The sequence below is a fragment of the Acetobacter persici genome, from assembly GCF_018256955.1.
Taxonomy (GTDB): Bacteria; Pseudomonadota; Alphaproteobacteria; order Acetobacterales; family Acetobacteraceae; genus Acetobacter; species Acetobacter persici.
In genome coordinates this window covers 132,828-155,822 of the sequence record NZ_JAERKU010000001.1, presented here as the reverse complement: position 1 = coordinate 155,822, position 22,995 = coordinate 132,828, and the positions used below count along the sequence as shown (strand labels likewise).

The 22,995-nt window shown below is 59.5% G+C and carries 20 protein-coding genes; 7 read left to right on the top strand and 13 right to left on the bottom strand.

Annotated elements, in window-relative coordinates; translation table 11 throughout:
• Nucleotides 1-21: 21 nt before the first annotated feature.
• The 3 genes from ilvB to ilvC all read left to right on the top strand — a co-directional run bounded on the left by ilvB (nucleotide 22) and on the right by ilvC (nucleotide 3,502).
• On the top strand, nucleotides 22-1,836 hold the full coding sequence (ilvB, locus tag JK199_RS00700; protein ID WP_212354129.1) for a biosynthetic-type acetolactate synthase large subunit: 1,815 nt from the start codon (nucleotides 22-24) through the stop codon (nucleotides 1,834-1,836).
• A gap of 70 nt (nucleotides 1,837-1,906) precedes the next feature.
• On the top strand, nucleotides 1,907-2,425 hold the full coding sequence (gene ilvN / locus JK199_RS00695; protein ID WP_025828340.1) for an acetolactate synthase small subunit: 519 nt from the start codon (nucleotides 1,907-1,909) through the stop codon (nucleotides 2,423-2,425).
• Between the two features lie 57 nt (nucleotides 2,426-2,482).
• Entirely contained in the window at nucleotides 2,483-3,502 is a 1,020-nt protein-coding gene (gene ilvC / locus JK199_RS00690) for a ketol-acid reductoisomerase (protein WP_077931821.1), read from the top strand.
• A 167-nt stretch (nucleotides 3,503-3,669) separates the two neighbouring features.
• Here the strand turns inward: ilvC and JK199_RS00685 are convergent, their stop codons facing one another.
• The 6 genes from JK199_RS00685 to JK199_RS00660 all read right to left on the bottom strand — a co-directional run bounded on the left by JK199_RS00685 (nucleotide 3,670) and on the right by JK199_RS00660 (nucleotide 10,282).
• Nucleotides 3,670-4,950 carry a lipoprotein pyruvate-formate lyase gene (locus JK199_RS00685; protein ID WP_212373035.1) on the bottom strand — a complete coding sequence of 427 codons (1,281 nt, stop codon included), beginning with the start codon at nucleotides 4,948-4,950 and terminating at the stop codon, nucleotides 3,670-3,672.
• A gap of 153 nt (nucleotides 4,951-5,103) precedes the next feature.
• The gene (locus tag JK199_RS00680; protein ID WP_212373033.1) at nucleotides 5,104-5,751 is read right to left on the bottom strand and encodes a nicotinamidase; all 648 of its coding nucleotides are present in this window, start codon (nucleotides 5,749-5,751) and stop codon (nucleotides 5,104-5,106) included.
• Between the two features lie 36 nt (nucleotides 5,752-5,787).
• On the bottom strand, nucleotides 5,788-7,119 hold the full coding sequence (gene gltX, locus JK199_RS00675; RefSeq protein ID WP_212373031.1) for a glutamate--tRNA ligase: 1,332 nt from the start codon (nucleotides 7,117-7,119) through the stop codon (nucleotides 5,788-5,790).
• Nucleotides 7,120-7,179: 60 nt separating this feature from the next.
• Nucleotides 7,180-7,596, bottom strand: a complete 417-nt coding sequence (locus JK199_RS00670; RefSeq protein ID WP_025828346.1) for a hypothetical protein — start codon at nucleotides 7,594-7,596, stop codon at nucleotides 7,180-7,182.
• Nucleotides 7,593-8,795: a nicotinate phosphoribosyltransferase gene (locus JK199_RS00665; RefSeq protein WP_244984786.1), complete on the bottom strand. Its 1,203-nt coding sequence runs from the start codon at nucleotides 8,793-8,795 to the stop codon at nucleotides 7,593-7,595. Before JK199_RS00665 ends, JK199_RS00670 begins: the two co-directional genes overlap by 4 nt.
• Nucleotides 8,796-8,902: 107 nt before the next feature.
• Nucleotides 8,903-10,282 carry a class II 3-deoxy-7-phosphoheptulonate synthase gene (locus tag JK199_RS00660; protein WP_212373029.1) on the bottom strand — a complete coding sequence of 460 codons (1,380 nt, stop codon included), beginning with the start codon at nucleotides 10,280-10,282 and terminating at the stop codon, nucleotides 8,903-8,905.
• Nucleotides 10,283-10,694: 412 nt separating this feature from the next.
• Here JK199_RS00660 and JK199_RS00655 point away from each other — a divergent pair, with 412 nt between their 5' ends.
• Nucleotides 10,695-11,087: a hypothetical protein gene (locus tag JK199_RS00655; RefSeq protein ID WP_025828350.1), complete on the top strand. Its 393-nt coding sequence runs from the start codon at nucleotides 10,695-10,697 to the stop codon at nucleotides 11,085-11,087.
• 54 nt (nucleotides 11,088-11,141) lie between these two features.
• Here the strand turns inward: JK199_RS00655 and JK199_RS00650 are convergent, their stop codons facing one another.
• On the bottom strand, nucleotides 11,142-11,741 hold the full coding sequence (locus JK199_RS00650; protein WP_212373554.1) for an IMPACT family protein: 600 nt from the start codon (nucleotides 11,739-11,741) through the stop codon (nucleotides 11,142-11,144).
• Between the two features lie 184 nt (nucleotides 11,742-11,925).
• Between JK199_RS00650 and uraD the strand changes: the two genes are divergently transcribed.
• Together uraD and JK199_RS00640 are read left to right on the top strand one after the other, a co-directional pair.
• On the top strand, nucleotides 11,926-12,522 hold the full coding sequence (gene uraD / locus JK199_RS00645) for a 2-oxo-4-hydroxy-4-carboxy-5-ureidoimidazoline decarboxylase (protein ID WP_212373027.1): 597 nt from the start codon (nucleotides 11,926-11,928) through the stop codon (nucleotides 12,520-12,522).
• 116 nt (nucleotides 12,523-12,638) lie between these two features.
• Nucleotides 12,639-13,019: a hypothetical protein gene (locus JK199_RS00640; RefSeq protein WP_025828355.1), complete on the top strand. Its 381-nt coding sequence runs from the start codon at nucleotides 12,639-12,641 to the stop codon at nucleotides 13,017-13,019.
• A 73-nt stretch (nucleotides 13,020-13,092) separates the two neighbouring features.
• Here the strand turns inward: JK199_RS00640 and JK199_RS00635 are convergent, their stop codons facing one another.
• The 6 genes from JK199_RS00635 to lpxC all read right to left on the bottom strand — a co-directional run bounded on the left by JK199_RS00635 (nucleotide 13,093) and on the right by lpxC (nucleotide 22,852).
• The gene (locus JK199_RS00635; RefSeq protein WP_025828358.1) at nucleotides 13,093-13,920 is read right to left on the bottom strand and encodes a pyruvate, water dikinase regulatory protein; all 828 of its coding nucleotides are present in this window, start codon (nucleotides 13,918-13,920) and stop codon (nucleotides 13,093-13,095) included.
• A gap of 54 nt (nucleotides 13,921-13,974) precedes the next feature.
• Nucleotides 13,975-16,644: a pyruvate, phosphate dikinase gene (gene ppdK / locus JK199_RS00630; protein WP_212373025.1), complete on the bottom strand. Its 2,670-nt coding sequence runs from the start codon at nucleotides 16,642-16,644 to the stop codon at nucleotides 13,975-13,977.
• Between the two features lie 186 nt (nucleotides 16,645-16,830).
• Nucleotides 16,831-18,933, bottom strand: coding sequence for an NAD-dependent DNA ligase LigA (gene ligA / locus JK199_RS00625; RefSeq protein ID WP_212373023.1), 2,103 nt, complete (start codon nucleotides 18,931-18,933; stop codon nucleotides 16,831-16,833).
• Nucleotides 18,926-20,644 carry a DNA repair protein RecN gene (recN, locus tag JK199_RS00620; protein WP_212373021.1) on the bottom strand — a complete coding sequence of 573 codons (1,719 nt, stop codon included), beginning with the start codon at nucleotides 20,642-20,644 and terminating at the stop codon, nucleotides 18,926-18,928. Before recN ends, ligA begins: the two co-directional genes overlap by 8 nt.
• A gap of 146 nt (nucleotides 20,645-20,790) precedes the next feature.
• On the bottom strand, nucleotides 20,791-21,777 hold the full coding sequence (locus tag JK199_RS00615; protein WP_025828363.1) for an outer membrane protein assembly factor BamD: 987 nt from the start codon (nucleotides 21,775-21,777) through the stop codon (nucleotides 20,791-20,793).
• A 91-nt stretch (nucleotides 21,778-21,868) separates the two neighbouring features.
• Nucleotides 21,869-22,852 carry a UDP-3-O-acyl-N-acetylglucosamine deacetylase gene (lpxC, locus tag JK199_RS00610; protein WP_025828365.1) on the bottom strand — a complete coding sequence of 328 codons (984 nt, stop codon included), beginning with the start codon at nucleotides 22,850-22,852 and terminating at the stop codon, nucleotides 21,869-21,871.
• Here lpxC and JK199_RS15925 point away from each other — a divergent pair.
• Nucleotides 22,851-22,973, top strand: a complete 123-nt coding sequence (locus tag JK199_RS15925; RefSeq protein ID WP_255030265.1) for a hypothetical protein — start codon at nucleotides 22,851-22,853, stop codon at nucleotides 22,971-22,973. The two genes, lpxC and JK199_RS15925, sit on opposite strands and share 2 nt — an antisense overlap.
• Nucleotides 22,974-22,995 lie beyond the last annotated feature (22 nt).

Genomic DNA, 22,995 nt, shown 5'->3' with positions numbered 1-22,995 from the left:
TCCACGGGAGAACAGGATAAGATGACACCGCAGACCGCCTCCTCAGCACCCGATGCACAGAAACCGCAGACCCTTCCGGGCGCGGAAGTGCTTATGCGCGCGCTAGATGAGCAGGGTGTGGAGGTTATTTTCGGCTATCCCGGCGGTGCTGTGCTGCCGATTTATGATGCCCTGTTTAAGCAGAACCGCATCCGCCATGTGCTCGTCCGGCATGAGCAGGCGGCTGTGCATGCAGCGGAAGCCTACGCCCGCTCTACTGGTAAAGTGGGCGTAGTACTGGTCACCAGCGGCCCCGGCGCGACCAATGCGGTAACCGGCCTGCTGGATGCGCTGATGGATTCCATTCCGCTGGTCTGCCTGTCCGGGCAGGTGCCGTCCTCCCTGATTGGCAATGATGCGTTTCAGGAAGCGGACACCACGGGCATTACCCGCCCAGTGACCAAATACAATTATCTGGTGCGCCGCCCGGAAGATCTTGCTCCGGCAGTGCATGAGGCCTTTACCATTGCCCGCTCCGGCCGCCCCGGACCGGTGCTGATTGACCTGCCGAAAAATATCACGGTGGGCGATGCCCCTTATGTTGCCGCCAGCCAGACCCAGATGCGCGTTGCCAAAGGCACGGCAGAGCCGGACCGTGAGGCCGTAAAACGTGCGGTTGCCGCCATGAAAAAGGCGCGTCGTCCGCTGTTCTACACCGGGGGCGGTGTGATCAATGCTGGCCCGGAAGCGTGTGAAAATCTGCGCAGGCTGGTCAGGCTGACGGGCTTCCCCATTACCTGCACGCTGATGGGCTTTGGGGCTTATCCGGGGAATGATAAGCAGTATCTGGGCATGCTGGGCATGCACGGCATGTATGAGGCCAATCTGGCAACCCACGGCTGTGATGTTCTCATTGCGCTGGGCAGCCGGTTTGATGACCGCGTGACGGGCCGGGTGGATGCGTTCTCCCCTGACTCTTTCAAGATCCATGCGGATATTGATGCCTCCCAGATCAACAAGATCATTCCTGTTGATCAGCCGATTGTGGGTGATGCCGGGCGCATTATCGAAATGATGATCGAAGAGTGGGAAAAAGAACCCGCTTATGCGCATCAGGCTGATCTCGCGGCCTGGTGGGAGCAGATTGAGGCGTGGCGTGCGCTCAACTGCCTGCGCTTCTCGCAGGATCAGGCGCCGGACGCCGTTATCAAACCGCAGCAGGCCATCCGCCGGATTTATGAACTGGCGCGTGAAACGGGCCGGGATACGTATGTCTCAACGGAAGTCGGGCAGCATCAGATGTGGGCGGCGCAGTATTTCCGGTTTGATGAGCCGAACCGCTGGCTGACGTCTGGTGGTCTGGGCACCATGGGCTATGGCCTGCCTGCCGCCGTGGGCGCGCAGATTGCGCACCCGGACGCACTGGTGCTGGATATTGCCGGTGAGGCCTCCACCCTGATGAATATTCAGGAACTGGGCACCATCGCGCAGTATCGCCTGCCTGTTAAGCTGTTCATTATCAACAACCACTATATGGGCATGGTGCGCCAGTGGCAGGAACTGCTGCACGGCTCCCGCTATTCCGAAAGCTATAGTGACGCCCTGCCGGATTTTGTAAAACTGGCGGAAAGCTTCCACGCAAAAGGCCTGCGGGCAACGCGCATGGAGGAACTGGATGATACCATTCGTGCCGCCCTTGAGCATGATGGCCCGGTGGTGGTGGATCTGTGCGTGACGGAAGGGGAAAACTGCTTCCCGATGATTCCCTCAGGTGCAGCCCATAATGAAATGATCCTTGGCCCGGAACAGGAAGGACGCGACGCGAAAGTCACGCGTGAGGGCATGATGCTCGTCTGATCGTCCCACCTTTCTCCTCTGCCGTGTGAGGCACACGGCGTGTTCTGGCGTGTTTTCAGGAAGTTTTTCAATGCAGCAGGAAGCTCCCGGCTCTGCGGTCATCTCTCTTCTGGTCGATAATGAAAGCGGGGCGCTGGCCCGCATTGTCGGCCTGTTTTCCGGCCGTGGCTATAATATCCAGAGCCTGACTGTGGCTCCGGTGGATGAACATGGCGTGCAGTCCCGCGTCAATATCGTCACGACTGGCAGTCTGGCTGATATCCGCCAGATCAAGGCGCAGGTGGCGCGTCTGGTGCCGGTCTCCCGCGTGGTGGATCTGACGGCGGAAGGCCCGCATGTGGCGCGTGAGATGGCAATGATCAAAGTCGTCTCCTCCGGCGAACCCCGCACCGAGGCGCTGCGCATTGCGCAGGCGTTCCGCGCGCGGGCGGTGGACACAACCGCGACGTCGTTCGTGTTTGAACTGACAGGCTCCACCGACAAACTTGACAGTTTCATCGAGCTGATGCGTCCGCTTGGGCTGGTTGAGGTCTCCCGTACCGGAGTCGCTGCAATCTGCCGTGGACCCCAGACGATTCAGTCCCTCTGAAGGTGAAAGAGCAGAGCGTGCGCGCTCTGACAGAATAAGGAAGAAAGCAATATGACAATGCGTGTGTATTACGACCGCGATTCCGACGTGAATCTGATCAAATCCAAAAAAGTTGCTGTTATTGGCTATGGCAGCCAGGGCCACGCCCACGCCAACAACATGAAGGACAGCGGCGTTAAGGAAATCGTGATCGGCCTGCGTGAAGGCTCTTCCGCGATTGAAAAGGCACAGCAGGCTGGCTTTACGGTTATGACGCCGGACAAAGCCGCCGCATGGGCTGACGTTGTGATGGTGCTGACGCCGGATGAAGGGCAGGGCGCTCTTTATAAAGACTCTCTGGAAAAGAACCTGAAGCAGGGTGCTGCTCTGGCTTTTGCACACGGTCTGGCAATCCATTTCCGTATTATTGAAGCCCGCCCGGATCTGGACGTGTTCCTGATCGCCCCGAAAGGCCCCGGCCACACGGTGCGTTCTGAATATCAGCGTGGTGGTGGCGTGCCCTGCCTCGTGGCAATCGCGCAGGACAAATCCGGTTCCGCTCTGGATATCGCGCTGTCCTACGCTTCTGCCATCGGCGGTGGCCGTGCAGGCGTGATCGAAACCAGCTTCAAGGAAGAAGTTGAAACCGATCTGTTTGGTGAACAGGCTGTTCTGTGTGGTGGTCTGGTCGAACTGATCCGCGCTGGCTTTGAAACGCTGGTTGAAGGCGGTTACGCTCCGGAAATGGCATATTTTGAGTGCCTGCACGAAACGAAGCTGATTGTGGACCTGATTTATGAAGGCGGTATCGCCAACATGAACTACTCCATCTCCAACACGGCTGAGTATGGTGAATATGTGTCCGGCCCGCGCGTGATTACGCCGGAAACCAAGAAGGCAATGAAAGGCATTCTGACGGATATCCAGAACGGCACGTTTGTCCGTAACTTCATTCTGGAAAACCAGTCCGGCAATGTCGGCTTCAAGGCAACGCGCGCCCGTAATGATGCGCACCAGATTGAAGCGGTTGGCGCAAAACTGCGTGGCATGATGCCGTGGATTGCAAAATCCCGTCTGGTTGACAAAACCAAGAACTAAAAAGCCAGCCAGTCTCTGGGTGTCTTTAAAAAAGGGTCTGCCGGTTTGTTCCGGCAGGCCCTTTTTCTATGGCGCGGGATCACGCTTGCTAAGACTGTTTGAAAAAATTTCGGGCCGACAGACTGGAAAAGCTGTTTAGGCAACGGATGGATTTTCAAACGCGAGCCTTACGGGAGTGTCGGGCTGGTCTCGCCGAGAAAAATACTGGCTTCGTCGGGTCGCCACTCGCCGGTATTTTCATCACGCCCTTGCAGGACAAAGCGCGGGGAGGATGTGCCCCGTTGTTTGACGGCGTCTTGCAGAAAAGGCTGCATATCCGCTGTCTGTTTGCGGTTGATCAGGCAGCAGAGCGGGGTCTGCGGGAAGGCGGAAAGCAGATGGCCGGAACTGTCCTCGCCTGCAAAAATGATCAGTGGCGGCTGTTTGCGGTGGGCCATATGGGTGTGGATGATAGCGGTTTTCCCAACCCCGAACGGGAATGGGTAATTGGCTTCTTCCGTTGCGGCATAGACGCTTTTGTGCTGGCTGAGCCGTGCGCCAAAAATATGCTCACGGCGTAAATTATAGCCATATTCCGCAGAGGTTGCGAAAATAGCGACGCTTTCTTCCAGTGAGGATGTGCAGATAACCGGGTCTATCCCCTGTTCCTGCAAAATCTGGAACAGGTCAGCCATTTCCGGCGTCAGGCGCAGCGCCTGCGTGAGGGTGACGCTTAGGGGGCCGGTTCTGCCGGGGCGGGTGGCCGGGCTTTTCCATGTCACGCGCTCTATGGACTGGCCGAGGGCGCTTTCATTCGCAGCGCGGGTCAGAGCCACAACATCCTGCACGGTCTGCCCTGCCAGCAGGCGGATCAGGCCACGCTGGGCAGCTTCCTCCCCATGCATGGCGCGCAGGGCCTGATGATAAAGCGTCATACGGGCACGGAAGGCCTGCAACGCGGGATCATCCGCCAGTTCCTCACGCGGGAGCGGGTGCGGCATATGCCCGTAATGCGCGGCGAGGGCGCGGTAATCTTCAAGAATATCCTGTATCAGCTCGGAAAAAATAATGGGCCGACCAGCAAGATTCTTAAACTGCGCGGGTAGGGGGTGCTCAGAGCCGCCAACATGCAGCAGATGCCGGAACTGCTCGGCAGGGAGCAGAAAGCTGAAATGCTCCAGCATGAAGTGGAACAGCGTTTCCTGTACATTGCCGACAATTGCGGTTTCGTCCCAGTCAAACACGGCGTAGGGCCGCTGGTTTGGGTCATATCCTTCCGCATAATGGCCGTGTGCGTCCATAACGGTTTGCAGGGCGGCGCGTGTTGCGGGTGCCCATTTCAGGACTTCCAGCGTGGGCGGCGGCACATCTGATGTCATGATGGGCGTTGAGGCCCCCGCACTGCGCGGGAGGGCAAGCAGACCGGTCAGGCCAAGACCAAAAGAGCGGCGGGATAAAGGCGGTAACATGCGGTTTCCGGACTATCGAACACTGTTCTGATCACAACTGACGAAAAGAGTGCCTGATGTTCCGGGGGCTGTCACGGCCAGAAAACTGGAAACGGAGTAATCTTCAGTGCTGTATGCCCCAACCGGAAGCCTTTTGCGGGACCGGAAGCGTTTCTAGTTGCGGATATCGGGTGCAAGATCCTGCGATGTGCAGAGTATTACGCCTGCGGTCTGCAGGGCGGTAAGAGCAGGCGTGAGATCATGCGCAATGCCCCGGCAGGCATCTGTCAGCACAACAGTTTCTAAACCAGCCTTGCACGCGTCCAGTGCGGAGGCCTGCACGCAGTAATCAAGCGCCAGTCCGCAGAGAAAAATGCGGTTTATGCCGTGGCGCTGCAACAGTGCCGCCAGAGACACATCCTGTGCATCTGCCCCGCCAAACGCCGAATAACTGTCCTGATCCGTTTGCGTGCCCTTGAAAACCGCCAGTGTATCTGCGGGTAACGTCAGATCTGCCGCCAGTGCGGCACCGTGCGTCCCGGCCACGCAGTGGGGCGGCCAGGGGCCTGCCGGTGTCGCTGTTTTAAAAGAGACATGCTGTGCGGGGTGCCAGTCCTGCGAGGTTATAATCAGACCAAAGGGGAGATAGGTCAGTTGCCGGATAACCGGCAGAATGGCGTCTCCGTCCGGTACGGCGAGAGCGCCGCCGGGCAGGAAATCATTCTGCACATCAATAATCAGCAGCGCATCAGCGGGGCTGGGTGTCAGGCCTGTCCTGTGGTGCGGGGTTGTGTGCGGGAGAGAGGGGGAGCCGGATATCATGACGCACACTCTCTCCTGCTTTAGGGGGTAAGGGGTTCAGGCCTTGCCGGGCACCAGACGGGACAGGGCACGGGTACGGCCAATCAAAGGCAGCAGGTCTCTGAGTTCTGGCCCCTGTTCCTCACCCGTCAGTGCGAGGCGGAGCGGATGGAACAGCGCTTTGCCGGAGCGGCCTGTCTGCTCACGCAGGGCGGTTGTCCAGATCTTCCATGTCGTGGTGTCCCACGGTTCCGCAGGCAGCAGATCAGCGGCCTGTTTCAGAAAATCCTGCTCCTCCTCCTGCACCGGCGGGATCAGCGTGCCATCCGTCACGGTGTGCCACAGCCGGGCTTCAGAAAGCAGGTCGAGATTACCGCGTACGGCCAGCCAGAAAGTCTCGGTTGCGCCTTCCGGCAGGCGGTCTTTCACCGCCTCAAATGGCAACTGGCCCAGCAGTTTGTGGTTCAGCCCGAGCATCTGATGGGTGTCAAACCGCGCGGCAGAGCGCGAGATGTGGGAAATATCATAGACTGCGGCCTGTTCGGCAAACGGCAGCAGAACCGGATCATCCGAGCTGCCAAGACGCGCCAGATAGGAAATCAGGGCTTCGGCCTCAATCCCGTCCTGCCGCAGGGTGCGCAGGGAGAGCGCATCAAAGCGTTTGGACAGCTTGCCACCGTTTTCATCCAGCAGCAGCGGCAGATGCGCAAACCGGAAATGGTCCGGGCGCGCGCCCAGTGCTTCCGCAATATCAAGCTGAACACCCGTGTTGGTCACGTGATCTTCACCCCGGATAATGTGGGTCACGCCTGTTTCCAGATCATCCACCACGGAGGCCAGTGTGTAGAGCACGGTGCCATCGGTGCGGACCAGAACAGGGTCGGACACGGAGGGGAGTTTGACCTGACAGTCCCCCATCACCAGATCACGCCAGTGGACGACGGTATCCGAGAGTTTAAACCGCCAGTAAGGGACTTTCCCGTTTGCTTCCGCAGAGGCCCGCTGCTCGGGGGTCAGCTTGAGCATGGCGCGGTCATACACCGGGGCGCGGCGCTGGCGGATCTGGGTTTCCCGCTTGGACGCGAGTTCATACTCGCTTTCAAAACAGGGGTAGAGGCGGCCAGAGGCCTTCAGCTTTTTGATGGCCTGCGCGTAGCGGTCCAGCCGGTCAGTCTGGCGGAAGGTTTCGTCCCACGTAATGCTCATCCATGTCAGATCAGTCTGGATGGCTTCCACATGGCTCTCGCGGGAGCGTTCTGTATCCGTATCATCAATACGCAACTGAAAGCTGCCGCCGTTGCGTTGGGCAAACAGGGCATTGGCAAGAGCAAGACGGGCATTGCCAACATGCAGCATGCCGGTGGGGCTGGGCGCAAAACGAAGCTTCATAGGGTCTCTATGCCGTGGGCAGAGGGGAAATACCAGCCTCCGCCGGAGTGGAAGACAGGATTAGTGAAAGGAGGGCTCTTCCGGCTCATCCGTGGCACCGGGCAGGTCCTCGTCCGCATCCTCATCTTCCACCAGACGGCGGGGGTCCAGAGCGCGCCAGTCCCGTTCCATGGGGGTGGCGCGGGTGGCGGCAAAATCATCCAGTTCATTCGCGGAGTGCCAGCCACTTTCGCCTGCGTCGATCACCAGCGCATCTTCCCCAAAGCTCATCCATGCCGTCAGCACGTCCTTAGCGGAGGAGCCGGGCATGCGGCAGCGTTCCACACTGTCCCGCACATAGGTGCGGGCAAAGGCGTTGGCATGGGCAAGGTCATGAAACCCGCCGACTTCTTCAGAAATATTATCTTCCGCACCGCCGGACAGATCCATAATGCGCACGCGCCAGGTTTTATCCTCGGGAGGGGAGGTTTCCGTCATGCCTCTTTGCCTTTCTGTGTCTTCTGTGCGGACGGGAGCAGAAACTCACGCCCGATTTTTACGCGTTCCACGCCGTTGTAGGAGACAATATCGGCTGTGGCGTATGTTTCGTTCCATCGGTCCGGGATAAAAGACCCGGTGCCAACAATGTCAATCGGCGCACGGGCATCGGCCATACAGGCGCATTTGGTGACGCCAAAACCGGAAGAGGCGATAATTTTCACCTGCGGGAAACCGGCCTCATTCAGCGCATCCCGCATCCGCCAGACCGCAGCGGCGGAAACGCCAGTGCCAATCAGATAGCGCAGTTCTGAATCCGAGCGGTAGCGGCGTAACGACTCCGGTGCGTGCCGGTCCAGCACGGCGTAAGAGAGTTGCGGGTTCAGCCCTTCGAGAAAGCGGCCGCCGTGTGTGTCCAGCCGCACGGCCAGCCGGCCTTCCGCCGCAAGGTGCGGAAAGCGGCGGCAAACGGCCAGAGCATCCGTAATTTCCTGCCCGAAATAATCCACCAGCACGACCAGTGTCGCCTCTGGATACATCTCATGGAACATTTCGGCAGCCCGCACGGTTGAGCCTGCATAGCCAATGAGCGCATGCGGCATGGTGCCCGCGCCATCCTGCGTGCCGAAAAAGGGGGCTACGGCATCATTCGCGGTGCCAACAAAACCGATAGCGCCGTCGCGCTGTGCGGTACGCCCGCCAACAGAGGCGGCGTAGGCCATCAGCTCCTGCATTTCAAACCCCGCACAGTGGCGGGCATCCATCGCCAGAAACCGCGTCTGGGGCAGGGAGATGGCAATCTGATAGGCGCGGTGCGCCGCCACACAAGGGCTACCGAGCTTTTGCAGCAGCAGCGTTTCCAGATCCGCCAGATGGGTGAAGGAGCCGGTGATGTACATCAGCGGTTCACCCGCGCCGACCCAGTCCCCTTCGGGGTGAACCAGATCAACCGAATAGGGGCTTTTGCGTTCGGCCATGACGTTTTTCAGCCATTCCAGCATCAGCCCCGGTGCGGAAATAACCGGACGACGGATGAAGAAGGCATACGTCACCTGCGCATCGCCAAAATGGGAGACAATTTCCCGCGTGCGATTGAAGTAGGAATCCGTCCGCGCATGAATGGTAGCGTCAGCCAGCGGGGCCGATGTGTAGGCGTTCGTCAGGCCGGGCGCATCCGTGCCTTTGGGGGAATGCGTCATGCTCTCAGCGCTCCGTTCCGGTTTTAGGTGCACGGATCATGGTCTTTCCGGAGGGTGCGGTAAAGACACCCCCCGGTTCTGTGATGAAGAGACCCGTCAGGCAGCGCTCAGCGTTTGCCCGTCAGTTCCTCAGCCAGCAGGAACGCGATTTCCAGAGACTGTTCCGCATTCAGGCGCGGGTCACAGAAGGTTTCGTACCGGCTGCCCAGATCATCTTCCGTCAGGCAGTTGGCGCCACCGACGCATTCCGTCACGTTCTGGCCTGTCATTTCCAGATGCACGCCGCCTGCATGGACGCCCTCGGCTTTGCTGACATCAAAGAAGCCTTTGATTTCTTTCATGATGGCATCAAAGGAGCGCGTCTTCACCTTGTGAGAGGTGGAGATGGTGTTGCCGTGCATCGGGTCTGTCAGCCAGGTCACGGTACGGCCTGTGCCTTTGACGGCCCGCATCAGCTGCGGAAGGTGGTTGCCCAGCTTTTCCGCTCCCATGCGGGAGATAAGGGTAATGCGCCCGGCTTCATCCTGCGGATTCAGGATTTCCAGAAGCTGCTCCAGATCCTCGATAGAGGTCGTGGGGCCCACCTTGATGCCGATGGGGTTGCGCACACCGCGCAGGAACTCCACATGCGCGCCGTCCGGCTGGCGGGTGCGGTCCCCGATCCACACAAAATGCGCAGAGCAGTCATACCATTCGCCAGATGTGGAATCGATGCGGGTCAGAGCCTGCTCATACGGCAGCAGCAGGGCCTCATGAGAGGTATAGAACTCTGTCTCATCCACCTGCGGGGCGGAGGCGGCGTCAATCCCGCAGGCCTGCATGAAGGAGAGCGTCTCGCCAATCCGTTCGGCCATCACGCGGTAACGGTCGGCCAGTGGTGAGCGTTCCACAAAGCCCAGATTCCAGCGATGCACTTCATGCAGGTTGGCATAGCCCCCGCGGGAGAAGGCGCGCAGCAGGTTCTGGATACCAGTGGACTGGAAATAGCCGGTTTCCATCCGCTGCGGGTCCGGGATGCGGGCTTCTTCCGTGAATTCCGGCCCGTTGATGATATCGCCGCGGTAGGACGGAAGCGTCACATCGCCCTGCGTTTCCGTATCGGAAGACCGTGGCTTGGCGAACTGCCCGGCCATACGGCCCAGTTTGATCACCGGCACTTTTGCGCCAAAGGTCAGCACAACCGCCATTTGCAGCAGGACACGGAATGTGTCGCGCACAACGTCGGCTTTGAATTCCCCAAAGCTTTCCGCGCAGGCACCGCCCTGCAGAACAAAGGCTTCCCCTTTGGCGGCTTTGGCAAGCTGTGCGCGCAGGCGGCGCACTTCACCGGCAAAAACCAGCGGCGGGTAGGAACTCAGGCGGCCTTCAACCGCTTTAAGAGTCTCCTGATCCGGATAGGTGGGCATCTGCCGGACCGGAAACGACCGCCAGCTATCCGGCATCCAGGCTTTAGACGTCGGGTGGGGCTGGTTGAGCGAGGCACTCATAGGTCGATCCTGTCTGTTCATTCTTGAATAAAAGGGAAGGCCGGATGGAAAAAGAAAGGCCCTTACACGTTCAGTGAGCGTGAGGGCGTGACTTTATGTCTAAAACCGCCGCAATACGCAAATTTTGTTAGGGTTAAATGGTGCTGTTCTTTAATGACTGCAATACGCATTGCGCATGAGGAATGGCCCCCGTGTTGCTGGGGTATGGCTACCGCAAAGGGGCGTGGGGTTCTCGGTTTCCCTCTGTTTCCAGCAGGATAGCCAGCGGGGCGGCCCACAGGATCGGCGGACTGTTTCGTGATGAAAGCTGATTGGATTTTTTCGTGGGTTGGTGCGATACTGGCTGCTTGTCGCCCGCGCCAGATCTCTGAGTGCAGGTTAGGGTTCATTTTTTTTCGCGGGGTGACGCGCAATGGCGCAGCTGCGTAAACCGTCTTTACTTCTGCTCACTGGGCTTTGTCTTGGGTTCAGTCTGGCTACGGGTCTGTCCGCTGCCTACGCTGACCCGGCTCTGACGCCTGATGACAATATTTCCTTCGGGGATGATGCCTCTTCCCAGTCCGGCCAGAAATCGGCTGAAAAGAAGACTGTGCATGGTCACCGTAGCCTCCCGCCGGGCTATCAGGATGCGCCGTCCATGGAATTCAACCACGGTGCGGACCCGGACCATCTGGCAAAAGTGCATCGTGATGCCGTGACCGGCTCTGATCTGTCCCGTTATGGCTCTGCCTATGAAAGCAGCGGCCCGTATGGTTCCGGCCAGATGGGTGATGCAACCGGGAACGGCTGGGTTACACCGCGCTGACGTGACCGGAGGGTTTGAAGCCTGCCTGTGCGGAAAATTGTGCAAGCGGCGCTTCTAGTCCTCCACCACGCTGACAGTGGCTTGCCCGCTGGTTAAATCCTGAATGCGATGTGTGATGCTCTCCTGCTGTTCAACGGGCAGGCTCAGCACAATCAGGGCTCCCGTGCTGTCAAACTCCGGCGGTGCGCTTTCTATTCCTGTCCACTCCTGCAGTCTTGCCTGCATGAGAGCCAGCAGTGAAAACGGACAGTGGAAACTGAGCCGGATGCGCTCAATCAGTTCTTCCTTCGGGGCTTCCCGCAAGCACTCCGCCGCTGTGCCGCCATAGGCGCGCACCAGCCCGCCCGCGCCGAGCTTGATCCCGCCAAACCAGCGGGTGACAACGATGGCGACGAGGTCCAGCTTCTGCGCGGTAATCATTTGTAAAATAGGGCGTCCGGCTGTGCCGGAGGGTTCTCCGGCATCATGGCAGCGGCAGTGCGGCCCCACTTGCCATGCCCAGCAATGGTGCGTGGCATCCGGCTCTGCGGCCATAATAGCGGCAATAAAGGCGTCGGCTTCCTCACTGCTCTGCACGGGCGCGGCACGGGCCACAAACCGGCTTTTTTTGATATCCCGTTCCAGCGTGAACGGCCCGGTCAGTGTTTCCGTCATGACGCGCATGATAAAGGCCCGCCCGGAGGACCGACAAGGTCCTTGCGGGTGAAAAAACAAAGCCTTGTGGGCAAGGGGCTGGCTGTGCGCATGATGCATGAACGATAGGTGCTGGCAGGCGTTGTCTGTTTTGTTCCGCTCTCGCATCCTCAAGGCCGCCTGATGGAGGATGGATGCGTGCCACATGAGTGGAAATGAACAGGCCAGACCTGCCGGAACAGGGCTGAAACGGAGAGATATCTGTATGGACGAGTCCGTAACGCGCGCGATTAACGCCATGAAGCGTTCTGAGTTTATAGCGACATTCGGGGCTGTTTTCAGGGAAGCACCCTGGGCTGCGGAAGAGGCTTATGAATGTCGGCCTTTTGCGGATATCTCCGCGCTGAAAAGCACCCTGATGGCTATGGTGCGTGGCGCACCGCAGGAAGCCCGTCTGCGGGTCCTGCGGGCTTACCCGGGGCTGGAAACTCTGCTGGCCGTGGCCTCCCCGCGGGAGCGGATTATGTCAGGCACGACGGCTCCCGCCGGGCTGGACCAACTCTCACCGGAAGAATTCGCGCAGTTTCGGTCCCTCAATAAATCCTATAATGAGCGGTTTGATATGCCTTTCCTGCTCTATGCTGAGGGCAATACGGCAGCGGGCGTCATGAAGCTTCTGGAGCAGCGGCTGCGGCACGAGCCGGAAGTGGAGGAGGCCATCGCTTTCCGGGAAGTAGGGCGTTTTGCAGACCCGGCCTTTGAGGCCATTTTTCAGAAGCTCGCACCCAGAAATGGTGACTGATTTGCAAGCCTGTGCTGTGAGTGGCGGAGAACAGCCCTCCTGCATTGCGCCCGGTGCTAAAAACGGGCAAAGATCAGGGCGTTAAAGGCTGTTTGAACGCGGGAGGTCAACGCGCTATGGCACAGTGGTTCCGTAAAGGGTGTGTTCTGTTTGCTGGTCTGTGGGCTGTTGCTCTGCCTGTTCTGACGGTCTCTCCCGCTCTGGCGGACGATGATGACGGAGAGGGCGGTGAGGAAGGCCACAAAGGCCCGGATATGCACCATCTTGCGGCCAAGCCCCCATTGCCGCGTGCCCACAAGGATTTCAGCAAATTCCGCTACCGTCCTGCCGGGGATAAAGTGCAGGAGCAGGCTGACGCCAACCGTCTGCTGTTCTGGACACAGGATGGCAAGCCCGATGGCTATGCTGAACGCCGTGGCAGCAGCATTATCTATTATAATGCACAGGGGCAGGCCATTCGCGTCCAGCGGCTTGAAGCCTCGGAACTGGAAGACTGAGCCTTCTGGTTTCCTTACAAAAAAAGCCCCGTTGACCGGGGCTTTTTTTACGTCTGCGCACAGGAGGCGGGGTTTATTGCGGCGCTATCAGATCCAGAATGGAGGCTGATGTTTCCTCAATAGAGCGTCGGGTCACGTCAATAACCGGCCAGTTGTGGTGGCGGCACAGGCGGCGGGCCCAGCGCAGTTCTTCCTGCACTTTTTCAAGGTCAATATAGGCGTAGTCTGCTGAAGGATCGGCATGGCGGCTGTTTGGCATCATCTGGGAAAGACGAGTCCGCCGGATTTCAATCAGGGTCTGTGGGTCAATCGTCAGCCCGATCACCGGGCGTTTCAACGTGAACAGGGAAGGGGGCGGTTCAATCCCCATTACAAGCGGGACGTTGGCCGCTTTAATGCCGCGGTTGGCAAGATAAAAACAGGTTGGCGTTTTGGACACGCGGGAAACCCCGACCAGAACGAGGTCCGCCTCGTTCAGATCATCCGTTTCCTGTCCATCGTCATGAGCCAGCACGTAATGCATGGCCTCAATCCGCTGATAATAGTTTTCATCCATGATATACTGGCCGCCGGGGTGACGTGTGGCGGTCTCACCTGTTTCTTCGGAGAGAAACGTCACAGCATTATCCAGCACATCCAGCAGGCGCACCTGTAGGCTCACACATCCGGCTTCCATATCGGCCTGCAAAGCCGGGTCTGTCAGGGATGACATGACAGGCCCGCGGTCCAGCGCAATATGGCGCAGAACGCGGCGGAGTTGCAGGCGCGAGCGGATCAGATTCCAGTGGCGCAGTCTGACATCGGTATTGGGGAACTGGGCAATACAGGCCCGTGCGACGGCATCTAGTGTCTGGCCAGTGGCTTCAGAAACAAGATGCAGAGTGATGGTGTTTTGCTGCATGGCTGGTCACTCAGGGTCATGGCCGCCCCGAAACAGGGGCGGCCACGCTTTTCTTCAGGCTTTTACCGCTTTGCGTGCAGCCAGAGCAGCCTGTGCGCTTGCCAGCCGTGCAACAGGCACACGGAAGGGGGAGCAGGAGACGTAATCAAGCCCGACAGATTCGAAGAACGTGATGGAGAGCGGGTCCCCGCCATGTTCACCACAGATGCCCAGCTTGATATCCGGTTTGGTAGCCCGGCCCTTTTCAACACCCATCCGCACCAGAGCGCCAACGCCTTCCTGATCAATGGAGATGAAGGGGTCCTGCGGCAGCAGGCCTTTTTCCACATAGTCAGGCAGGAAGGACCCGGCATCATCACGGGAGAGGCCGAGTGTGGTCTGAGTAAGGTCGTTCGTGCCGAAGGAGAAGAAGTCAGCACTTTCCGCAATCTTATCGGCCGTGATGGCTGCGCGCGGCAGTTCGATCATGGTACCGATGCGGTATTCCAGAGTGGCGTTCTGTTCCTTCAGAACATCCGCAATCACGGCCTCACTGGCTTTACGCACCAGATCCAGCTCGGCTTTGGTGCCAACCAGCGGGATCATGATTTCCGGGATCACAGCCTTGCCGGTTTCCTTGGAAATGGCGAGGGCGGCTTCCGTAATGGCGCGCACCTGCATGGCGTAGATTTCCGGGTAGCTGATCCCCAGACGGCAGCCACGGTGGCCGAGCATCGGGTTGGCTTCAGAAAGAGCTGAGCGACGTGCGCGCAGAGCTTCTACATCCTGACCCAGTGCCTTGGCCACTTCCTTCAGCTCGGTTTCCCCATGCGGAAGGAACTCGTGCAGCGGCGGGTCCAGCAGGCGGATAGTGACGGGCAGACCGGCCATGATGCGGAACAGAGCCGCAAAATCATCACGCTGGAACGGCAGCAGAGCGCCGATGGCTCTGGCGCGCGCGCCTTTTTCTTCCGTCATGATCATCTGGCGGATATGGCCAATACGGTCCGGACCGAAGAACATATGTTCCGTGCGGCACAGGCCAATGCCTTCCGCGCCAAACCGGCGGGCGGTTTCAGCATCTTCCGGTGTTTCCGCGTTGGCGCGGACGCCAAGGCGACGCACGGAGTCCGCCCAGCCCATCAGGGTGGAGAAGTCACCGGACAGCGTGGGCGGAATGGTCGGCACGCGGCCGAGATAGACGGCACCCGTGCCACCATCCAGCGTCAGCCAGTCACCTGCTTTCAGCGTGTGGCCGTTCACGGTCATGGTCTGGGCTTTGTAGTCCACCATGATGCTGCCAGCACCGGCAACGCAGACGCGCCCCATGCCACGCGCCACAACGGCGGCGTGAGATGTCATGCCGCCACGGGTGGTCAGCACGCCACGGGCGGCATGCATGCCATGCACGTCTTCCGGAGAGGTTTCGATACGGACCAGAATGACGTCTTCGCCCTTGCTGGCGCGATCTTCCACATCTTCCGCAGAGAACGCAATCACGCCGGTTGCAGCACCCGGAGAGGCGGGGAGGCCACGGGCAAGCTGCTTGCGCTCGGCTTTGGGGTCCAGAATCGGGTGAAGAAGCTGGTCAAGAGACGCAGGCGGGACGCGGGCGATTGCTTCTTCTTTTGTGATCAGCCCTTCCTGCGCCATGTCGATGGCGATGCGCAGGGCAGCGGCAGCCGTGCGCTTACCAGACCGGGTCTGGAGCAGGTAGAGCGTGTTGCTCTGCACGGTGAATTCAATGTCCTGCATGTCCTTGTAGTGGCGTTCCAGCAGGTCACGCACCTTGAGCATTTCCTGATAGGCTTCCGGCAGGGCCTTTTCCATCGGGTTCTGGTCAGGCGTTGCGCGCTCGGCCGCCATGGGCTGCGGTGTGCGGATACCGGCCACCACGTCTTCACCCTGCGCGTTGATCAGATATTCACCGTAGAACACGTTTTCACCCGTGGACGGGTCACGCGTGAAGCAGACGCCGGTGGCGCAATCCTGCCCCATATTGCCGAACACCATGGACTGTACGTTCACAGCCGTGCCCCAGCTTGCCGGAATATCATGCAGCTTGCGGTAGGTGTTGGCGCGCGGGTTCATCCAGGAGCCGAACACGGCCCCGATGGCACCCCAGAGCTGGTCCTGCGGGTCTTCCGGGAAGGCTGTGCCGGTTTCATTCAGCACGATGTCCTTGTAGCCTTTAAGGACAACTTTCCATTCTTCGGCTGTCAGCTCGGTATCATCATCTTTGCTGAGTTCACGCTTGGTCTGTTCCAGCAGATCTTCAAAGCGATGATGAGAGACGCCGAGCACCACAGAGCCGTACATCTGGATAAAGCGGCGGTAGCTGTCCCATGCGAAGCGCGGGTCACCGGAGGAGCGGGCAAGTCCTTCAACCGTCTGATCATTCAGGCCGAGGTTCAGCACCGTATCCATCATGCCGGGCATGGAGACGCGTGCACCGGAGCGCACGGAAACCAGCAGCGGGGCGTCCGCATCGCCAAAACGCAGGTTCATCGCCTTTTCCACGCGGGCCATCGCTTCGTTAAGCTGGTCCTTGAGGTCAGACGGATATTTGCGGCCGTTTTCGTAAAAGGCGGAGCAGACTTCAGTGGTGATGGTAAATCCGGGCGGCACTGGCAGGCCGATATTGGACATTTCGGCCAGGTTTGCGCCTTTGCCGCCGAGGAGATTGCGCATTCCGGCGTTGCCGTCGTTCTGGCCTGCGCCGAAACTGTAGATCCACTTGGTCATGTTGCCGTTCACTTTATTGTTGCGAACGCAGAGGCCTCATTTGCCCGCACGAGGGGGAAAACAACGAGGAAACAGGCTGGTCTGCGAACGAAATTTTATTTTTATTCTGGACGACGAATTCCACCCCTTCGCTGCCCGGTAGCATGGCGCAGATTTCTGGTCCGGGCAACGACTCTTTTTGTGTTATCAGGCAGAAAAATCAGGTCCCTCACCTGCGCAAAAAGCATTCCAGCCGGCCTCATCCAAAGTGGCAATTTTAAGGTCTTCGGCCTTCTTGGCTTTTGATCCCGCTTTTTCTCCCAGAATGACCAGATCGGTCTTTTTGGAGACGGAATCAGACACTTTTGCCCCCATGCGTTCAGCCATGGCGCGGGCTTCCTGCCGGGTGAGGGTGTGCAGGGTGCCGGTAAAGACAACCGTCTTACCTGCCAGAGCCCCGCCGGACACGGCCTCTTCATCCGTGATGTTCAGGGAGGCGCGCAGGTCCGCCAGGGTTGCGAGATTGTGATCTTCCTGCATGAAGGCCACCAGATCCTCCGCGATCACACTGCCAATCCCGGTGATGGACCCGAGTTCCAGCCGCTCGTCCGAGCCGATCAGTGCGGCCTTACGGAGCTGCTCCAGCCAGTTTTCATACGATCCGTAATGCCGGGCCAGCAGGCGGGCATTACTGTCCCCGACGCGCCGGATACCCAGTGCATAGATAAAGCGGGAGAGGGGGATGGTGCGCCGGGCCTCAATGGCCTGCATGAGGTTGCGCACGGACTGCTCCCCCCAGCCATCCCGCTTCATGATCTCCTCCGCATGGTCCTGCAAGCGGAAGATATCGCCCGGTGTGTGCAGGAACCCGGCATCGTAAAATTCGCGGATGCTGCGCTCTCCCAGCCCGTCAATATCAAACGCGGTGCGGGAGACAAAATGGATCAGCCGTTCAACAATCTGGGCCGGGCAGGTCAGGCCGCCAGTACAGCGCCGCACGGCTTCCCCTTCCGGCCGCACAGCGAGGGCCCCGCAGGCCGGGCAGTGGTCGGGGAACCGGAACGGTTCCTGCCGGGGAGGGGCATCCGGGCCGGGAGGGATCACGCACAGGATCTGCGGGATTACATCCCCGGCGCGCTGGATCTGTACGGTATCTCCGGGCCGGACGTCCTTGCGGGCTATTTCATCTTCATTATGCAGGGTGGCGCGCGTAACCAGAACACCGCCCACATTGACCGGCTCAAGATGCGCAACAGGGGTCAGCGCGCCGGTGCGGCCAACCTGAATTTCAATGGCTTTCAGGGTCGTGACAGCCTGCTCCGCCGGGAATTTCCACGCAACCGCCCAGCGGGGCGCACGCCCGGCAAAGCCCAGCCGCTCCTGAAGGGTCAGGTTGTCGATTTTATAAACAACCCCATCAATATCGTAAGCGAGTGCGGCGCGTTTCTGGCTGACTGTCTCAAAAAACGCTTCCGCGCCACTGGCGGCTTCCAGACGCACGGACAGCGGATTGACCGGAAAGCCCCACGTTTTGAGCTGCTCCAGATAATCCCAGTGGCTCAGGGTCAGTTTTTCCGAACAGAAGCCCATGGCATACGCAAACAGTGAGAGCGGGCGTCGGGCCGTAACCCGCGCATCCAGCTGGCGGAGAGACCCGGCGGCCGCGTTGCGCGGGTTGGCAAACGGTTTGCGCCCCAGCTCTTCCTGTGCTGCGTTAAGCGCCAGAAAATGCTCTTTGGAGAGAAAGACCTCGCCGCGAATTTCAATCAGTTCCGGCACGGGGCCATGCAGGCGTTCCGGCAGATTCTTCAGCGTGCGCAGGTTGGCGGTAACGTCTTCCCCCTCAGTCCCGTCGCCGCGTGTTGTGCCGCGGACAAACACGCCATTTTCGTAGGTCAGGCTGATGGACAGTCCGTCAATCTTGGGTTCGGCTACAAACGCAAGCTTGCCAGCGTCCGCCTCGCTCAGACCCAGAAAGCGGGTGGCGCGGCTGATAAAGGCTTCAAATTCCGCCTGATCAAACACGTTATCCAGTGAGAGCATGGGCACCAGATGCCGGTGCTTGCCAAAAGCGCTGTCTGGTGCGGTGCCAACAGCGCGTGCGGCACTGTCCGCTGGTTCTGCATCCGGGTGCAGAGCCAGAAGAGCGTCGTAGCGTTTACGGAGCGCGTCATACTCCGCATCGCTTACCTCGGGGGCATCCTCTGCGTAATAGGCGGTATTGTAGCGGCCAATGAGGTCTGCAAGCCGTGTGAGTTCGGCTTTGGCCTGTGCGGCGGTCAGGGCAGTAAGATCCGGGAAGTCAGTCATTCTCATGTTTCAGCAGGCTGGCGGCTGCGGCGCGGGCGGCATCGGTAATCACATCCCCGGCCAGCATACGGGCAATTTCTTCCTGTCGTTCTGCGTGGCTGAGGGGGGCTGCGTGGGTGGCAGTCTGCCCGTCACGCACAATTTTGCCAATGCGCAAATGGGCATCCGCACTGGCGGCAACCTGCGGGCTGTGGGTAACGGCCAGAACCTGTACGGAGCGGGCCAGACGGTGCAGGCGTTCCCCAATAGCGGCGGCTGTTGCGCCGCCAACGCCTGCGTCAATTTCATCAAACACCAGTGTGCCAATACCGGACTGGCCTGCCAGCACCAGTTTGAGGGCCAGCATCAGGCGGGAAAGTTCCCCGCCGGAGGCTACCTTTGCCAGCGGGCCGGGCGGCTGGCCGGGGTTGGCGGCAATCAGGAACAGGACCTGTTCCATCCCCTGCCGGCTCCAGTTGTCCGGTGAGAGCGGTTCGATCTGCGCAAAGAACCGGGCCTTATCCAGTTTGATCGGCTTGAGTTCTTTGGTGACAGCCTGTTCCATCTTGCGCGCGGCTTTTTCCCGCGCGGCAGAAAGGCGGGTGGCGGCCTGTTCATACTGCGCGCGGGCCTCTTTAACGGCCTGCTCCAGCGCATCAAGCTGTGTGGCTCCTGTTTCCAGCGCAGTCAGGCGGGCGGACAGATCCGCCAGCAGGGCAGGAAGATCATCCACCGTTACGTCATGCTTGCGGGCTGCGGCACGTAGCGTGAACAGGCGTTCCTCAATGTCTTCCAGCAGGCGCGGGTTGGCCTCTGACTCATCCGCCAGACGGGAGAGGAGGTTTTCCGCTTCCGCCAGAGCGTTTTCTGCACTTTCCAGCGCACTCAGGGCCTCGTTTGTGCGGGCTTCCAGCGGGTCAATGGCTGTCTGTTCCGCTGTGGGGGCAGGGAGCAGGCGTTGCAGGGCACGGCTGGCCCCACGCAGGGCAGCTGCCGGGCCGCTGTTTCGTCTGTCACGCGGGGTCAGTTCCGCAAGGGCGGCCGCAATGGCTTCGCCGCGGCGTTCGGACTGTTGCAGGCCGTGGCGCTGCAAGGCCAGTTGTTCCTCTTCCCCCGGTTGCGGATTAAGAGTGGTGAGTTCTTCCACCGTATGCCGGAGCCATTCTTCTTCCCGCGCGGCTTCAAGGAGGTTTTTCCGGGCCGTGTCCAGATCCCGCCGCAAGCTCTGCCAGCTATCAAACGTGGCGGAAACATCGCGGAGCAAAGAAGCCGGGACACCATAGGCATCCAGCAGGCCGCGATGCGTGCTGGAATCAGCCAGCCCCATCTGTTCATGCTGGCCCTGAATTTCCACCAGAGACACCGCCACCCGGCGCATGAGGGTAATGCCTACCGGCTGATCGTTGATCCATGCGCGTGAGCGGCCTTCCCGGGAGACAATGCGGCGCAGCATGAGCGGCTCACCCGCTTCCGCCGGAATGCCCTGTTCTTTCAGCAGAGCGTAAGCGGCATGTGTCTGGGGGATATAGAAACTGGCGGTAACGCGGGCCTCTTCCGCCCCGGCACGGACGAGGCCCGCGTTGGCGCGTTCCCCCAGAGCAAGCCCAAGGCTGTCCAGCAGGATGGATTTACCCGCCCCCGTTTCACCCGTGAGGGCGGTAAAACCGGCATGCAGGGAGAGATCCAGTGCTTCAATCAGCACGACGTCCCTGATGGAAAGGTTTGTCAGCATGATGATGTCCGGTCCGAAAGACTGTTCACTATACGTTCTTGCGGCTTATAGCTCTCATCCGCCGCGCTGTCTGCCCATAAAACAACAAACCCACGCGGAAGCGGTAGCTCCGGCGTGGGTCTGATGTGTGTGCCATGTCGTTCTGCTTAACGCAGGACCGGAGCCTGATCGACCTGCGGTTCAATACGCTGCTTTTTAACAGGCTGAACAGGTGCGGCTTTGATATCCAGAGCCGAGGGAGCCGGGGCGGTGCCCGTGGCGGTCGGCGGCTGTGTTGTTGGGGCAGGCTGGGTCTGCGCTGTAATCACCTTGCCCGGAATGGGGAAGTTGTTGCTCAGCAGCTTATAACGCTTCAGGTCGCTATAAGCGTAACGATACCATTTGCTGCCGGGATAGTTGTAGCCCAGCACAATACCGGATTTACGCGCCTGATCCGTCAGGCCGAGGTCCAGATAGACTTCGACCATACGCTCAAGAGCTTCAGGCACATGGTTGGTTGTCTGGAAGTCCTGCACAACGCGCTGGTAGCGGTTGATTGCGGCTTCATAGTTCCGTTCCTGCTGGTAATACCGGCCAACCAGCATTTCCTTACCGGCCAGATGGTCCCGGCACAGGTCAATTTTCAACTGGGCATCCCGCGCATACTGAGACTGCGGGAAGCGGGTAATCACTTCTTCCAGCGCATCCATGGCTTCCACAGTGCCCTGCTGGTCACGCTTGACGTCCGCAATCTGCTCATAGAAGCACAGCGCGCGCAGGTAATAGGCATAAGCGGCATCAGCACTGGTGGGGTGCAGGCCAATAAAGCGGTTAAGCTGCTGCACGGCTTCCGGGTATTTGCCTTTCAGGTAGTAGGCATACCCTTCCATCAACTGGGCGTTCGCAATGTAGCCGGAATAGGGATAGTTCTGCTGTAGAACTTCAAACTCTGCGGCCGCCAGCGTGTAACGCTGCGTGCGCAGAGCATCAATCCCGTTATTATAAAGGGTTTCCGGGGATGCAAGCTTGGGAGCCGGAGCGGGTTTCCCGCCGCCAAAAAGGCCGCACCCGGACAAGCCCAACAGCAGACCAGCCGATGCCAGATGGCGTATGCGGCAGCGAACGGAAAGAGAATTAATGAGGCTCACAGGCATCCCGGCTCTTCAGTTTGAACTCGTCTTATAGCACGCATGGCGCTCAAGAAAAGGGAATGAAGGCGCTCTTTATATTTTGGGCGCAGGCACCTTACGCCGCGGCGAGGGAAAAGCCCGCATGGGCAGGCACATAGCGCCAGGCTGATGGGTCCGCAAACAGGGCGCGCAGCACCTTGTTGTTCAGGCAATGGCCTGACCGGTGGCCGGTAAAGCGGGCGCGCAGGGGGGCTCCAGCCAGATACAGATCGCCCACGGCGTCCATCACTTTGTGGCGGATAAATTCATCCGGGCAGCGCAGGCCAGACGGGTTGAGAATCTCGGCTCCGTCCACAACAATTGCGTTTTCCAGAGAGCCGCCACGCGCCAGACCGGCTTTGTGCAGGGCTTCAATTTCCTGCCGCAGCGTGAAGGTTCTGTTGCGTGCCAGATCCCGACGGAAGGTGGCCGGGGTCAGCTCGGTTGAAAATGTCTGTTTGCCGATGGCTTCCGCCGGGAAATCAATGCTCATATCCAGATGCAGGCTCTGCACGGGCGCCGGGCTGAGTTCCACAAACGCGCCATTCTGCTCGACCCGCACCGGACGCAGGACGTCAATCCGGTGCCGCACAGCGTCCTGCGCCACGCGGCCTGCGCAGTCCATCAGGAACACAAAATCAGCGGCAGATCCGTCAAAAACCGGAATTTCCGGACCGTCCACCAGCACCAGAACATTATCAATCCCGCAGCCATTCAGCGCGGCCATCAGATGTTCAATGGTGGCAATCCGGTTGGCGGGGTTTGTCGGGTCCCCCAGCACCGTGCTGAGGCGCGTATCCACCACGTAATCGAATCGTGCAGGCAGAAACGCTGCGTTCAGATCGGAGCGTTTGAACACAACCCCATGCCCGGCAGGGGCAGGCTGGAGGGTGAGGGTAATGCAGGCTCCGGTATGCAGGCCTGTGCCCACACAGGAAATGGTGTGGTGCAGCGTATGCTGGACAGCAGGAGAACGTGGAGCTGATGGCAGGGCAGCGGGACCAGTAACGGACTCCGGCGGGGCGGAGTAGGTGATGGGTTCCATAAGCAGACTGTCCATGGCTCTGGCTTCTTTCCTGCGCGGTTTAAAAGACGTGCAGGGTAACGCTAAAGCCCGCCTTCTGTTCTGGCGAGTCAATCATTATTGCCGTCTATTACATAAAAAAACCGCGCTGCCCTGATGAGCAGCGCGGCAGAAAACTG

Excerpts from the sequence above, each read along its gene's own strand:
- ligA (WP_212373023.1), bottom strand. The coding sequence starts at position 18,933 with ATGACTGACTTCCCGGATCTTACTGCCCTGACCGCCGCACAGGCCAAA.
- JK199_RS00670 (WP_025828346.1), bottom strand. The coding sequence starts at position 7,596 with ATGACGGAAACCTCCCCTCCCGAGGATAAAACCTGGCGCGTGCGCATT.
- JK199_RS00635 (WP_025828358.1), bottom strand. The coding sequence starts at position 13,920 with ATGCAGCAAAACACCATCACTCTGCATCTTGTTTCTGAAGCCACTGGC.
- JK199_RS00680 (WP_212373033.1), bottom strand. The coding sequence starts at position 5,751 with ATGATATCCGGCTCCCCCTCTCTCCCGCACACAACCCCGCACCACAGG.
- JK199_RS00615 (WP_025828363.1), bottom strand. The coding sequence starts at position 21,777 with ATGCCTGTGAGCCTCATTAATTCTCTTTCCGTTCGCTGCCGCATACGC.
- JK199_RS00660 (WP_212373029.1), bottom strand. The coding sequence starts at position 10,282 with ATGAGTGCCTCGCTCAACCAGCCCCACCCGACGTCTAAAGCCTGGATG.
- ilvC (WP_077931821.1), top strand. The coding sequence starts at position 2,483 with ATGCGTGTGTATTACGACCGCGATTCCGACGTGAATCTGATCAAATCC.
- recN (WP_212373021.1), bottom strand. The coding sequence starts at position 20,644 with ATGCTGACAAACCTTTCCATCAGGGACGTCGTGCTGATTGAAGCACTG.
- JK199_RS00640 (WP_025828355.1), top strand. The coding sequence starts at position 12,639 with ATGGCACAGTGGTTCCGTAAAGGGTGTGTTCTGTTTGCTGGTCTGTGG.
- uraD (WP_212373027.1), top strand. The coding sequence starts at position 11,926 with ATGAGTGGAAATGAACAGGCCAGACCTGCCGGAACAGGGCTGAAACGG.
- JK199_RS00655 (WP_025828350.1), top strand. The coding sequence starts at position 10,695 with ATGGCGCAGCTGCGTAAACCGTCTTTACTTCTGCTCACTGGGCTTTGT.
- JK199_RS00665 (WP_244984786.1), bottom strand. The coding sequence starts at position 8,795 with ATGACGCATTCCCCCAAAGGCACGGATGCGCCCGGCCTGACGAACGCC.
- gltX (WP_212373031.1), bottom strand. The coding sequence starts at position 7,119 with ATGAAGCTTCGTTTTGCGCCCAGCCCCACCGGCATGCTGCATGTTGGC.
- lpxC (WP_025828365.1), bottom strand. The coding sequence starts at position 22,852 with ATGGACAGTCTGCTTATGGAACCCATCACCTACTCCGCCCCGCCGGAG.
- ilvN (WP_025828340.1), top strand. The coding sequence starts at position 1,907 with ATGCAGCAGGAAGCTCCCGGCTCTGCGGTCATCTCTCTTCTGGTCGAT.
- JK199_RS15925 (WP_255030265.1), top strand. The coding sequence starts at position 22,851 with ATGGCTCTGGCTTCTTTCCTGCGCGGTTTAAAAGACGTGCAGGGTAAC.
- ilvB (WP_212354129.1), top strand. The coding sequence starts at position 22 with ATGACACCGCAGACCGCCTCCTCAGCACCCGATGCACAGAAACCGCAG.
- ppdK (WP_212373025.1), bottom strand. The coding sequence starts at position 16,644 with ATGACCAAGTGGATCTACAGTTTCGGCGCAGGCCAGAACGACGGCAAC.
- JK199_RS00650 (WP_212373554.1), bottom strand. The coding sequence starts at position 11,741 with ATGACGGAAACACTGACCGGGCCGTTCACGCTGGAACGGGATATCAAA.
- JK199_RS00685 (WP_212373035.1), bottom strand. The coding sequence starts at position 4,950 with ATGTTACCGCCTTTATCCCGCCGCTCTTTTGGTCTTGGCCTGACCGGT.